General features: G+C 38.9%; 10 protein-coding genes. 4 read left to right on the top strand and 6 right to left on the bottom strand.

The window, feature by feature from the left end; translation table 11 throughout:
• Positions 1-188: 188 nt before the first annotated feature.
• Complete coding sequence (locus WFY05_RS06700) at positions 189-851, bottom strand: DUF4956 domain-containing protein (RefSeq protein WP_340111992.1); 663 nt, start codon at positions 849-851, stop codon at positions 189-191.
• A 16-nt stretch (positions 852-867) separates the two neighbouring features.
• Positions 868-1,941: a hypothetical protein gene (locus WFY05_RS06695; protein WP_340111991.1), complete on the bottom strand. Its 1,074-nt coding sequence runs from the start codon at positions 1,939-1,941 to the stop codon at positions 868-870.
• Positions 1,942-2,143: 202 nt separating this feature from the next.
• Between WFY05_RS06695 and WFY05_RS06690 the strand changes: the two genes are divergently transcribed.
• On the top strand, positions 2,144-2,818 hold the full coding sequence (locus WFY05_RS06690) for a hypothetical protein (RefSeq protein WP_340111990.1): 675 nt from the start codon (positions 2,144-2,146) through the stop codon (positions 2,816-2,818).
• 30 nt (positions 2,819-2,848) lie between these two features.
• On the opposite strand, the gene WFY05_RS06685 is transcribed toward WFY05_RS06690, so the two are convergent.
• The 4 genes from WFY05_RS06685 to WFY05_RS06670 form a co-directional block, all read right to left on the bottom strand.
• Positions 2,849-5,026, bottom strand: a complete 2,178-nt coding sequence (locus WFY05_RS06685; RefSeq protein ID WP_340111989.1) for a hypothetical protein — start codon at positions 5,024-5,026, stop codon at positions 2,849-2,851.
• A 1,177-nt stretch (positions 5,027-6,203) separates the two neighbouring features.
• Complete coding sequence (locus WFY05_RS06680; protein ID WP_340111988.1) at positions 6,204-7,730, bottom strand: hypothetical protein; 1,527 nt, start codon at positions 7,728-7,730, stop codon at positions 6,204-6,206.
• A 460-nt stretch (positions 7,731-8,190) separates the two neighbouring features.
• The gene (locus WFY05_RS06675) at positions 8,191-9,609 is read right to left on the bottom strand and encodes a sulfatase family protein (RefSeq protein ID WP_340111987.1); all 1,419 of its coding nucleotides are present in this window, start codon (positions 9,607-9,609) and stop codon (positions 8,191-8,193) included.
• A 25-nt stretch (positions 9,610-9,634) separates the two neighbouring features.
• Entirely contained in the window at positions 9,635-11,203 is a 1,569-nt protein-coding gene (locus WFY05_RS06670; RefSeq protein ID WP_340111986.1) for an arylsulfatase, read from the bottom strand.
• Positions 11,204-11,686: 483 nt separating this feature from the next.
• Between WFY05_RS06670 and WFY05_RS06665 the strand changes: the two genes are divergently transcribed.
• From WFY05_RS06665 to WFY05_RS06655, 3 genes are read left to right on the top strand one after another with little or no spacing between them, the layout of a single operon-like run.
• Positions 11,687-13,000, top strand: a complete 1,314-nt coding sequence (locus tag WFY05_RS06665) for a tyrosine-type recombinase/integrase (protein WP_340111985.1) — start codon at positions 11,687-11,689, stop codon at positions 12,998-13,000.
• Positions 13,000-13,764 carry a hypothetical protein gene (locus WFY05_RS06660; protein WP_340111984.1) on the top strand — a complete coding sequence of 255 codons (765 nt, stop codon included), beginning with the start codon at positions 13,000-13,002 and terminating at the stop codon, positions 13,762-13,764. The genes WFY05_RS06665 and WFY05_RS06660 overlap by 1 nt, the downstream gene beginning before the upstream one ends.
• Before the next feature lie 58 nt (positions 13,765-13,822).
• On the top strand, positions 13,823-14,152 hold the full coding sequence (locus WFY05_RS06655; protein WP_340111983.1) for a helix-turn-helix domain-containing protein: 330 nt from the start codon (positions 13,823-13,825) through the stop codon (positions 14,150-14,152).
• Positions 14,153-14,198: the final 46 nt, after the last annotated feature.

The following is a 14,198-nucleotide window of genomic DNA, read 5'->3' as shown; positions in this document are numbered from 1 at the left end:
AGCCAGCACTCAAAAAGACACCGGTAGGTGATCTGAAGATTTGTTTTATGCTTTTTATAACTCATTTTTCAACTTCTAAACTGATGTAAAATTAATCAAGATTCTAAAATAATCAAAACTTTATAAAAAACTGACAACCAAATTAATATACCGCTAATTCATACTAAAATGTCGTTAATTATGAACTCTCATTCTTCCCTCATAGTTTCATCCTCTTCAGATGTTACAAGAAGACTTTCATCGATATCCTCCATTTCATGAAAAAAGATCCATACAAAGACTTCTTCCTTAGCCTTATTGATTCTCTCAATCTCCACTTTAACCACATTTATTCCTGTTTTACTGATGATCTCATCACGCAACAGGTCTTTATTATTAAGCATCGTGTAGTTCGACGGCTTGAAAACAAGCATTTTTTTTACGATAAAATTTTTGGGTCTGTATACTTCCATGATTAGTGTTGAGCCGATAATTATGAAATTGGCAACAATTAGTCCAAACCAGGTTTCAACATTAAATTCAACAAGAGCATTTATAATGGCCGAGCCGATGATGATAAACAGATAAGTCAGCTCTTTTAATTCGATTTGTGGCGAACGGAAGCGGATGATGGCAAAAACGGCAAACAGGCCCAGTGCGAAGCCCATTTCAATTCTTACCTGATCGAGAATGGATGCAATCAGAAAAATCATCATTCCCATCAAAGAAAAAACAAAAAGGAATTTCACCCGGTGGTTGTTGGGATAATAAATAAAACGAATGATGATTAACAACGAAATGGTGTTTGTAATCAATCGCAGAAAGAAATCGGGAAAAGTAGCACTCTGTAAAACAAGACCTGCATTTTCCATATTTATAGTTTATTGGTCAAAAATCTGTTTCCCTGCATTCTTTTTTCAGGATTTTCAACATTACCTGAGGAGATGCAGCTTCTTTGTAAAAGCCCTTCACAAAATCCAAAAGACGCCTTTTTTCTTTATTACTTAAAGTGTTGCAATCGTTTATTATTGAATAAATTTTCTCTTTATTCTGAACAAAATGATCAATTGACTCAAGAAGAATTTCGTCGTGGATACTGCAGTATCCTAAATACTCCCGGTCGGTCACCGATTTTATGGAAGTCCACTCCTGAGGATGAGCATAACTGGCATTCACAAATCCCGCAAAATCGAAATCATACGGAACAGGAGTAACCTTCGAACTAATATCATCCAGCAATTTGATATATTTCATGTTGTGACCGCCTTTTATTCGCCAATCAGTGTTTCCAATCAGATACTCAAAAAGCGCTACCCTGGCCATATCTTCATCAACAACTTTGTCAGCATTCACAAAATTTCCATCCACTTCAACCGATTTTGTTCTTTTTATTAAGAGATCGATGGGTTCAATCAAAAAACCTTCCTTTTTATAGGTTCGCCCTTTTTTCCCAGTATCGATATAGTTGATGTTCACTAATTTTACCCGAAAACCCAGATCAGTGAGCTGATTGTATATTTTGTAAGCAAGGTATTCTTTAATTATGTAATCCTGATATGTTTTCAACATAGAACAGTGAGTGACCAATTTCATTTTTTTGATCTCTTTTAAGTCAGTGTTCTTAATCGGATCAGTTTTAAAATTCAAATATATTGGAGGAAAAATGCAATGTCCTCTCCGGAAATTGCCGCGGGCTTTCAACCGAATATTTTTTACAACAGAATCAATATCATTTATATGAACAACAAGTAATGCATCGAGATATTCTCCTTTCTTTTTATCTTTCATAAAAGAGGAAATATCGTACTTTAAAGTCAAATCTATCGGAAGATTGTCATCGAAGATACTGGTTTGCTCAATGGTCTGAACAACCGGTTCCAACAATGAAGTAGTATCGGAAAATTGTGAGTAAACTGCATTAGAAATAAATACTACCAGAAATAAAAGAAGTAGTTTTTTCATCGTTTGGTTTTTTGAAAAATCATCACAATATGCTAATGCTTATAAATTTAATGTTTTTTACTTGTTCTTAATATTTTTCATTCGCCCAATTGAAACGATCAGAAGTAGATATAAACAGCAAATTTTCATCTGAATTAGCTTTTAAATACTTTTATGGAAACTTTATTTTGTAATATTGCGCTATAACATACAATTTGAAAAGATGAAATTCCTTAGAAACCTTACACTTCTTATTTTGATTATCGCCGCCAGCGGATGCAATTCTACTAAACTTATCAATACCTGGTCGAACAAAGAACTCACTCCAAAACATTACGATAAAATTGGTGTTGCGGTACTTTTTAAAGACCGCTCGAATCGCTATATCACAGAAAGGGCAGTTGTTGACCAGCTAAAAAAAAGAGAATTGAAAGCGATGCCAACTTACGACGTTTTTCCGTTTGCCGGCCAGTTTAAGGAATTTACCAAAGACAAAACTCCGGAAGCAATAAACAAGATTATTGTGGATAAGATCAATGAGAATAATTTCGATGGTTTTATGATCATTACCATGTTCGATAAAACTCAGCAGGAACGTTGGGTGAGCGACCGCTCCTTTATGGCAGGTGGCCCTGGTTATTACGGAACACCATACGCCATGGCCGGAACTTATTACGATTATTATTACTATTCCTTAGGTACGGTTTACGACGCTGGTCGTTATGTGAACGAAGTTACCTACTATTTGGAATGCAACCTTTACGATGTTAAATCTGAAAAGCTGATCTGGCGGGCACAATCCAAGTCAGTCAACATTCAATCAGTGAGTGAAGAAGCGGAAAAGCTGGCAGATTTGATTGGCCGCCAGCTTATCACAAAAAAGATTATTACTCCATAAATTTTTCCCGATAAACTTCAACAAAAGCATTTAACGCCTCGATCTTCCGCCTGCCGGCCGACTTCTATTCATAGACGGCTTGGGTGCATTGCGCTGATACGTGTTGTACCTTGTATTTCCCCGGTTTCGGTTGTTATACTCTCTTTCCAGTCCCTGCTGTCTTGTTGTCGGTCGTTGCGTTGGGGGACGTTGCGTTGGCCGCATTGTCGGTTGCTCAGTCGATGGACGCTCTGCAGGGCGTGTTGATGGCCGCGTCGATTTATTAGGCAGGTCAGGCCGGGTGCTGGGGCGTTGATTTTCGCGTGTCCAGTTACCGTTATTATCCCGTCGGTGAATATTCCCGTCACGATCGGTATAAACATTATTTGGCCGGTTCGATGGCCGTGCATTAACTTTTCGGTTTCCACTTGAAGGAACATCACGTCGTACCGAGCTTGTTGCCCGAACTCCGGTCGAACGTCGATTGTATACGTTTCTCGAATCGTGTCTTCCGTGCGAATATCCGGCTCCGTAACCCGCCAGGTAACCGTTTCTGTAGCCGTGATGATAGCCATGATGATAGCCGTGACGATAACCATGACGGTAACCTGCAGGCCCCCAGTATCCGTAACCGCCACCATAAAAAGACATGTTGAACCATCCGTAGCTTACACCCACCGAGAATCCCCAACCGGTATAAGGATTGTAATGTACACCAAAGCCGAAAGTACAGGGGCGCGGGTAATAATAATGCCCGTACCAGGGTCGGTAATAATATCCGGTGCCATAATAAGGTACACCACGGTACCAATACGAATTACAATAGCCGGGTGTATAACCCACATAAACAACATCGGGCGTTGAATCGTAAATGTAAACGTATTTTACATTGTAAACCGGTTCGCTTGGTGGAATATCATTCACTTCAGCAGGTCGCGAATCGCTCACAGTCCACGGACCGTTGGCACTTTTCGACTCAAACCAAATTCCATCATCGACACAATAATAGGTACCATTTATTCGAAGTATAGTACTGGCCGTGTTAACGGCATATTCAACGCCGGTTCCGCTGATGCTTTTAAACTGCGGATCGCCATCGTATTCCACTTTGGTAGAAGCTGTTTTCCGATCGATCACTGCTGTTTGCGGCATCTGTTGTTCGTATTTGGCTTCTTTAGCTTCTTCCGTTCCCGGAACACTCACCCGAACCGTTGCAATGCTTGCATCTTGCGGAATCTTACTGAAATCTTCAGGAACATCATCCGGTTCAATAAACACCCAATCGCCATCGGCCAGTGTTTTTGAGCTAAACCAACGTCCGTTAAGTAATACAAAATGCTTTTGCGAATTGATGTCCATTAAAATGTCGTTCTCCGAATTCTTGACGAATAAAAGCGAGGTACCTTTTATGGCCTCGTATTGCAATTCGCCATCAGAAGTGATCAACTCAGAAGGAACGGTTGAAACGATCACGTCAGGAATGGTTTTATCCGTTTCTCCAACTTCCGGCTCATCTTCTTCTTCAATCATTTGCTTGGCCAGTTTTTCCACATCTTTGGGCACCGAGTTGGTTGCTTTCCAGTTGCCCTCTACCAATTGTTTGTTGGTGTACCAGTATTTTCCACCCTTTATGTAGTAGGTTCCGCCGCTTTTAAGAATCAAATAAGGCGTATTTTGTACATACTGCATCTTTGAATTTTCCACGTCTTTTAACACCGGCTCACCATCGATATAAACCAGCACTGTTGGCGACGAGCGGTAATAGATTTTAGGCGGATCGTTGTTGAGGTCGTCGCTAAGTAACTGTGCGCTTTCAGTATCTTCCAAATCGGCAATAATACGATCAAGCGACATTTCATAATCCATGGAAGTCAGATCATCGATCACCAGCTTTTTCAGGTCATCCAGTTTCGATTCGTCCTCCACATCCGGAAATTTCACCATTGGAATATCCACGGCAATCAATGTTGCGGTCCTGGTTTCCAGATCGGTCAACAATTGAGCATCGAACCAAAGCGCTCCAAAAACCAATTCTTCTTTCGGGCCTTTTACCGACAGAGCCATTCGTCCCGAGAGTATATTCTGATCAAGACTTTCGAGTTGAGGCTGGTATAAAGTGACTACATATTTACCTGATTTTATTTCGCGAGGCCACACCAGTTCAGCCTTTTTAGCCGTAAGCACCGATGTTAACAGAAAAAACAAAATGAAAATTGCTGTATGTTTCATGATGATATTTTTTTTGAACATTCGTTTCCGGGATATTGAAGGTTTACTTTCATGGCTTCAATCTAATAGTCATCTATTCAAATATAACACAATTGCCTCTACCAAAGGTGAAATCAATTACAAAATTCGATAACAAAAAATAGGCCGATCTACTGACCGGCCTTATGAATGTGTCTCTTAATGCCTAAGTTCTTCTATACACAGCGCATTAAGTTTAACACTATAATTTATGAAATTTTTTAGAAATAAAAAATGATTTAAAAGGTGTATGCAACGGTTATTCCATATCGGTAAGAAAGCGTTGTAAACCGGGTCTTTGCATCACTTAAACGAAAATTAAAATCGCTATTAACAAAATCATATAAACTAAAGTTTTTTAGAGCCTCATTCAAGTCATCGTAAAATTCATCTGGAACCGGCTTTTTGTTTTTTAGTTTGTAACTCTGGTTACTCGTACCAGGTCCAAGAATCATAAAATCGATATTGAACCTTTACTTACTGCAAGTTTATATCCCAGCATTAATCCGGTAGATAAAATTTTAACTCCGGCATCAAAATCCAGAATATATTCTTCACCAGCTGAGTTAATATATGTACCCGTCAAATCCGAATGAAAATTAAAATACTTCATATAGGCTCCAAAATAAAATCCGTCTAATTCATACTGTTGCGTTTTATTCAGGTAGTATCTTACATCGGGTATCAATTTGAAACCGGAATAAGTGATATCACCGGTTTTGAGTCGTTCTCTGTCGATACCTGATATTGAAACCAGGCCTTAATTACCTTTGTATGCGCACCTATTCCCACTGAAATGTGAGATGTTAATTTTCGTGCGTAACGAAACTGAAAACTGGCATCTACCTAATCGGTAACAACCAGTCCTATTTCGTTATAACGTTTAACGGAATCGGTTTTCTCTTTTTGTATTCCATTCTTAGCAGCGTATGAGGAACATACGAACATAATCAGTATAGAAAGAAGACCAATATTTTTCATGAATTTTTGTTAGAACGTAAGAAGCAATAAACTAGGAAATGATTGAGTTCGTTGGATTGTCTCACTCTTTTTCTGTTCCTTTAAAAATAGAAATAAATTTAAGTTAATAGCTTGTCTGTATCAATTGAAGCAATTTCAGAAACTGAATAACCTGTTAATTCGATCGGTAATCTAAAAACTAGTCCTTCTCCCCAAAATTAAATGTCGCTCCAAAATAGATACTTAAATTTTTCACCAGGGAAGTGACATTATTTTTCCTTTTTCCTTGTAAAGCTTTTTTGGTTTCCGGATCGTATTCAACATAGTCGGTCAGGTTAATGAATTGCTTCTGATTTTTTTCCATCCCAACGGAGTATTGCAATCCGGCCATAAGATCCTGACCCAAAACGTGTGCTGTTAATCCTCCCGTCAGATGATAACGGTCGATAGTAAATCCTTTTACGGTCTTTTCTTCAATAAAGGGCGAATAATTTAAGTGCTTTCGGTAATTAAAGTCGGTCCTGAATCCGGCCATCAAGGTCATGTTTTCTTTTACTACCCATCGGTATCCCAGTGCAGCATTCAAAACCGGTTTTGCTCCCCACACATAAGTAAGCCATTCGTAGTAAGCATCATTCAGTAAATTATTATGCGTACTCGAGTTATTACTTACTTCACCCTGCACCATTTTATACGGATCCAATCCGAAGAAATATTCCGTTGTAAAATAAACCGATTTGGTGCTTTGGTTATTACGCCAGGTAATACCCGCGGCCACCGAAAACGGATTTTTATAGTTTACTTTCATCCCTTTTTTTTCTGCAAACTCCGATATCAGATAGTCGGCTACCGGCTCACCAGTTTCGGGATTGGTAATGTTGCTCTGACTTTGTTTGTGCATCACCCGTTTCCCATCGGCATACACATTAAGCGAAGGTGTTGTGATATTCAGGCCATAACTCATGTTGTTCCTTTTATACAACAATCCAAATTTCCAAATTAGCCTATAATTGTTGAATTTTAAGTATTCTGCCTGGGTATATTTTGCGGTTTGAAACAAAGGGTTAGAATCGGTAAATTTGTCCGGTGTCCCGGCTTCAATATCCACCATGTACGAATAGCGCAACGAACGGGTGGTGACAAACATGCTGGTTCCTAAAATGAGGTCGGAATTGATTTTATACGATCCTCCTGCACCTACCCAATAATCATTGTAATCATTATCATAACGGTAATTGGCATTGTATCTTTCTTCGCCGGGATTATTATGGAGTACATCGCTGATTTCATCCACTGAATTTATGTCTTCAACCTTGTAGTTTTCATTGCTAAGGAAGGCAACTTCAAGGTTCCATTTCTTATTTTTCCGTGGCTGCAACATGTATGAAATAAACCTGGGGACCACAATAATCCTCATGTTGTTCATGTCTTTTCCATCGCCCCATACATTTTTGGCATTAAATAACTCGAGCGAAAAAAGACTGGCGTTGATGGTCAGTTTCGATTCTGCAATTTCACCAATTCCTGCAGGATTGTAAAAAATAGCAGAAGGACCTGCACCTCCGCCTACAACAGCTCCGGAAAGCAACGACGACTCTTCGTTAAAATTACGCGACCAATAATTACTCGATTGCGCGGAAGCGAAAAAAGAAGAAGCCAGCAAAACGCAGAATAAACTCAGTATTAACAGTTTTACAGTTTTGATTCTAATTCTTACAAACTTCATATGATAAGGCACAGAGGTGAATTTGGTTGAAAAGGTAGCAATTATCTGTTGATTAATCAAGGTGTATAAAAGAAGAAAGGGCAGTTCAACAACTGCCCTTTTACTAATGTTAACCCCCAAACACACATCGTGCTGAACGCACGATGGTACAAATGAACAAAAATGTTTTGAGTTATCAAAACTCTGGGAGAAAATATTTTTAAAAATTCGGTAATTTACTTGCCTCATTACAAGGCTTCTTCACACTTTTTAACACTGGAAAAACATCAAACAACTTTACTAAAAATAACATTGACAAAAAGCCAATGACAACAATAGCATATTTCTATTTTTTGTTTGTATTTTTATCTTTTCTCCACTATGCCTTTGTGAAATGACCTCAAAACTATCATTGAGATATATAATAAATATTTTTAGAGTTTTTGCAGCATGAATTCGACTACTTCAAGTATTCACGATTCTACTCATCAAGTGGCTTATTGTTTTTGATGGCGTCGGTAGCATCATCGGCCATCGCCATAATGGTTTTTACTACATCATCATGCTGATCGGCTACATTTTCGGTTTCTCCCGGATCAGTATCTACATTGTATAAATGAGCGGTCTCCAGATTCCCCGTCCAGTGTTTTCCGGGTAGGATCAGTTTCCAGTTCAGATAACGTACACTCATCAATCTTCCGGTGGCAGTAAAACCGTAAATGGCTTTATGAGGCGATTGGGCACCTTCTTTACCCTCCATCAACGGCAGAATGTCTTTTCCGTCGATCACACGATCAGAAGGGATTTCAGCACCGGCGATTTCAGCAAAAGTTGTAAACAGGTCCATAGCTGCAATCTGTTCGCTACATTCGGTTTCTGCCGGTATATGCCCCGGCCATTTCATAATGCAGGAAACCCGAATACCTCCTTCGTAACGTTCCTGGTATTTCCCTTCACGAAGAATATGTTCACGTTCTTCATCAGTAAAACCAAATTTCCCGTAACAATTCTCCAGTTCCAGGTCACGATGTACCAGTGGCCCATTATCAGAAGTGAACACGATAATGGTATTATCTTCAATTTTAAGACGTTTTAAGGTATTCAAAATGATCCCTACCGAACGGTCGAGGTATTCCACGGCATCGCCGTATGCAGCAGCCTTGCTTTGTCCTTCAAATCCTTTTGGAATAAACCAGGGCGTGTGTGTCTCAATATTGGCATACTGCAGGTAAAAAGGTTCATCTGCAGTAGCTGCACGATAAATAAACTTGCATGCCTCGCGGGTAAAAAGGGCAGGCAATTCAGCCAGATCGTTATTGTCACAACTCTTAATCACCTGCGCTTGCTCAATCAACGGGATCTGAGGATCGCTGATTCCGTTGGGCCGCCAACCCGAATTACCAATGCGTTCCGGACCGTGATCGTTTGGATAAGGTATTCCCAAAAACGCATCAAAACCATGAACGCAAGGCAGGTATTGTGGCAGATGTCCAAGATGCCATTTCCCATACAGACCGGTGGTATAGCCCTGCTCTTTTAAAAGTTCTGCGATGGAAACTTCCAGTTCATCCTCGAGTCCGTGTTTCGAGTGAGGAAACAACACATATAAACCGGTTCCGTTGTTAACACGCGGTGCATACCTTCCTGTAATTGTTGCCGCACGCGATGGTGTGCATGTTCCATGTGGAGCATAAAAATTGGTAAATTTCATACCTTCCTCAGCCATTTTATCGAGGTTAGGCGTGTTGATGTCTTTCGATCCAAAACAACTTAGATCATCATAACCCACATCGTCGGCAATGATGTGGATAATGTTGGGTTTCTTTACTTCCTGTGCCTGAATTTGAAAAACTTTTACTACCAAAAGGGCAGTAAAAATCGTTGTAATAACCTTGATCATAATTCCTTAATTTATCGCTAATATTTTACTTCTCTGAGTTTATAACATCGCCAAGAACTTCCATTTTGAAACGGTCCAATGCGGCAGTTTCATGCTCCTTCAACAGAATCGCTTCCATTTCCCGGACAATCTTCGGATGTTCCTCAGCAACATTGTTTTGTTCCTGAATATCATTATTGAGGTTGTAGAGTTCAATTTTTAAATTGCCTTTTTTGATGTCTTTTCGAATACCCTTCCAATTTCCCATACGAACGGCTTGCTGGCCTCCATACTCGGGATATTCCCAGTACAAATAGGGATGTTTCGTTTGTTCTTCGCCCAATAGTGTGGGCAAAAAGCTGATCCCGTTAGTTTCAGGGATTTCCTGCCCGGATATATCAGCCAATGTTGGCATTACGTCCCAAAAAGCTGAAATATGATCCGATTCCGAACCCGGCTCTATCTTGCCCGGCCATGATGCGATCATGGGAACCCGGAAACCGCCTTCATGTACAAAACCTTTTCCCCAGCCGTACTCGCTTTTAAACGGACCGCCACTATTGAACCAGGGAGAATCGGTGCCCCCATTATAGGTAGGACCGTTATCCGATGTGAAAATTATAAGCGTATTATCGTAAACACCCAATTCCTTAAGCTTTTCGACCAGTTTACCTACGTTCTCATCAAGATAAGAAACCATGGCTGCATAAGTTGAATGCGGGTAGCGTGCCGGAAAATATCCCTTGTTACCCAGATAGGGCTCCTCATTGCCAAATTTGTCCACATAATAATCGACCCATCTTTTGGGTGCCTGCAAAGGCGCATGCGGTATAGGACTTGCCCAGTAGGCAAAGAAAGGGCCATCACTGTTGCGTTCTATAAATCCAATGAGTTCAGAGAACATAATATCGGGCGAATAGGTTTGGAGATAGTAGTTGGCATAACTGGCTTCGTCGTATGGATCTGCACCTTTTGGCAACTTGGTGTTCGGTGCTACCGTATCGTTGCCCAAGAGCAGTTTCTTTTGGTTTTTCCATATGTGCACCGGGTAATAGGTGTGCGCCTGCCGCTGACAATTGTAACCGGTAAAAAAATCGAAACCCATTTTTGTGGGTACACTGTTGGTATGAGGTGCTCCAAGTCCCCATTTACCAACCATTCCGGTGGTGTATCCGGCTTTTTTTAACATACTTGCTACGGTTTCGGTACCATCAGCCAGTGGACGTTGTCCTTCAAGCGTTGAGTCGGTCAACTGTGCTCGATAATTCCAGACATCGCCACGTGAATTCCATTCGTCGTTACCACGAATCTGTGCCTGACCGGGATGTTTCCCTGTCATCAGCATACAACGCGAAGGTGCACAAACAGGAGCTCCAGCATAGTGTTGGCTAAAAACCATTCCTTCGGCAGCCAGTTTATCGATGTTGGGAGTTTCTATATGTTCCTGACCGTAGCATCCCAAATCGCCGTAACCCAGATCGTCGGCGAGTATATAAATAATGTTGGGCTTTACTGAGGTATTTTCATTCTGTTGATTATTAACAGAACAGGCATTTAATACCAGTGCCGGCACCAACAGTAACAACGACATTCTTCGTAACCAATAGTTCTTCATAAAATCAATTTTATGGTTTATTCAGTTTAGTGAAACTACAAATTGTTTTTAAATAAATACAGAAGTTTAGCAAAGTAATATACTTTTTTCACTTTCTAAAGGGATTCTATTTAAAATGTGATTGGCAATATTCTTGTACCAGAAATGTTAACTGATCTGAATTTTAAAATTACTACGATTTACTCAAAGGTATGCGTGATTATTTGTAAAAATTGGATGAATTCATACGTGAAATAAAGAAGGCCGCTGATAATCAGCGACCTTTGTAGTCCCGACGGGAATCACAACTATAAATTTCAATATTTTCAACTTCCACTAAAAAACTCTCCAAAACGCAATATTTATGGCGCTTTTAGAGAATATGTGTTACATGACGTTATGGTATGAGATAGTATGTTATTGTATATAATAGCCATTTGGTTGTCTAAATGTTGGCTAAATTATTATATTTGGGCCTACCTATTTATCCTATAATTAAATATTATGGCATCAATTAAATTCTCACTTCAAAGTAAAAATTCTCCGGCAAACATTTATTTGCGTCTTTCAATCGACAGAAATAAAATATTTAAAAGAAAGACCGGGTATGTAATTAACACAGACGATTGGAGTGCTAAAACAGGTATGCCAAAAAATGGAGGTGACGAAGAGCAAAAGAAACGCCGTGGTGATATTGAAAGAAAATTAGTTTCACTATCCTCAAAACTTATGGAAAATTTGAATGATGCAACAACCTCAGGGGTCTATATAGATAGCAAATGGTTAGAAAAACAGATTGATGACATTCAAAATAAAAAACAGGAAACGGATCTTGATCTTCTTGTTAACTACTTTCAATACTACATTGATAATCTTCCTTTTAAAACACAACGGAACAATACCCAGGGTGTCTCAGAACGAACGACTAAGAAATACCGAACAGTAAAAAAGAAGATTGCACAGTATGAAGAGCACAACAACAAAAAGTTCCAAGTACGTGATGTCAACCTGAGGTTCAGAAACGACCTAATTAAGTATCTAAAAGATGTTGACAAACTATCTATTTCTACCGTTGGCCGATATATCAAATGCGTTAAAACAGTATGTCTGGATGCCAGAGTTAACGAAATTGAAACACACCCGCAACTTTTGGAAATAAAAGGTTTCACCGAAACTATAAATCATCCTTTTTTAAGTTTTGAAGAACTTGATAGCATACAAAACAAACAATTTGAACGGAATGCACTCACAAACGCAAAAGACTGGTTGCTTATTGGATGTTACATAGGACAACGTGTTTCGGACCTTCTGGAATTAACTGACCAAAATATTCAAATGATTGGGGGCTACAAGATGATTGTGTTAACGCAGAAGAAAACGAAAAAAGAAGTTGCAATTCCTATACATGACAAAATCAAGCCAATCCTGGAAAAAAGAAATTGGAATTTTCCACCACCAATAAGTGCACAGAAATTTAACCTTCATATTAAGGACATAGTGAAAGAGGCAGGAATTAAAGAACCAATAAATGGAGGAAAAATGAACAAAAAAACCAGAAGAAAAGACTTTGGTACTTTTGAAAAATGGGAGCTCGTAACCTCTCACATTTGTCGTCGTTCATTTGCAACAAACTTTTATGCAGAAACACCAACAGCCTTGTTAATAAACATTACTGCGCATAGCTCCGAAAAACAATTTTTAGAGTACATTGGCAAACCGGCAAAAGACTTTTCCGTACAACTGGCAGACTATTGGAGCAAGGAAAGTCTAAAGGCTAAGAAACAAACTCAGCTGAATATTCTAAAAAATGCCAACTAATGAAAAAATCCAAGGAGTTGTTTGAAGTAAGTAGAGTTGAAGATTTGCATAATTTTTATAGTGTCGAAAGAAATTTCAAAAGGGCCGTAATGAGGATGGAATGGGCCATTTCTAATTTGGATGATGTATTAAATGGCAAAATTGATAAGGTGGTTGATATAAACTATTCTAAAGAGTTATTTTCTTTTTTTGATTGGATTCGTTACGACAAAACAGCTCAATCTTATTATAACAAATCAGTTTTAAATGGACTTTTTTTGGGGATGTCGTTCTGGTTTGATTTTGATGATATTAAGCCAGAACAGGTTGAGAATGTTGATGCCCGGGAACAGATCAGATCGTTATTAGAAATTTATCCATCAATATATAAGTGGCTAACAGCAAATTATTCAAGGGAAGATGGCAAAAATCAACCTCGATATTTTCTGTATGATCAGATTAAGAAAAATAGTGAGCAATTAAAAAACCTACCAACCATATCCTACCCGGAAATTTTTTCAGAAGGAGGATATGATCTTTTTACATATTTAAATAACAACTACAACTCTGAAAATAAAACGCCTAAGGCAAAATATTCGATGCTATATCATTATTTAAAGTACGAGCAATTTATTGTTGGAAGTCAGTCGGAATATATTCGTTTTATTAAAGATAAATATGGAGTTTCAATCTCAAAAATTCAACGTCTGACTGAAAAATACGATTCAGTTAAATCCATTCTTGGAAAAATGAAGGCAAGTTATTTTGTACTTATAACGAAATAAGAGAATTTGAACAGATTTGGAACAATATTGAACATTTTGGTGTAGAAATGTTGAAATAATGTCAACGTTACTTGCGGCCATAATTGATCAACAAAAAATTATGGCTGAAAAGACAATCCAATTCATTCAAATTTCACCGGATCAGTTGCAAGAGGCGATTGTTGATGGTGTTAAAATCGAACTTCAAAGACTCCAGGAAAACTTCCAACCCAAACATCCTGATGAGTTAATGACCCGTAATGAGGTAAAAGACTTCTTAAAGGTTGACTTATCCACCGTACACAACTGGACAAAGAAAGGAAAACTTAAAAGTTACGGGCTCGGGCATCGTATATATTACAAGCGCAGCGAAGTTGAAAAAGCAATCATCCCTTTGAATAATGATTGACTTCGTGAAAATAGTTATCCAGGATTCAGCACTACAAAAGTCAGTG

Source organism: Maribellus mangrovi, from assembly GCF_037646455.1.
GTDB lineage: Bacteria > Bacteroidota > Bacteroidia > Bacteroidales > Prolixibacteraceae > Draconibacterium > Draconibacterium mangrovi_A.
The sequence above is the reverse complement of the archived record's forward strand: the minus strand, read 5'-3'. Positions and strand labels throughout refer to the sequence as shown.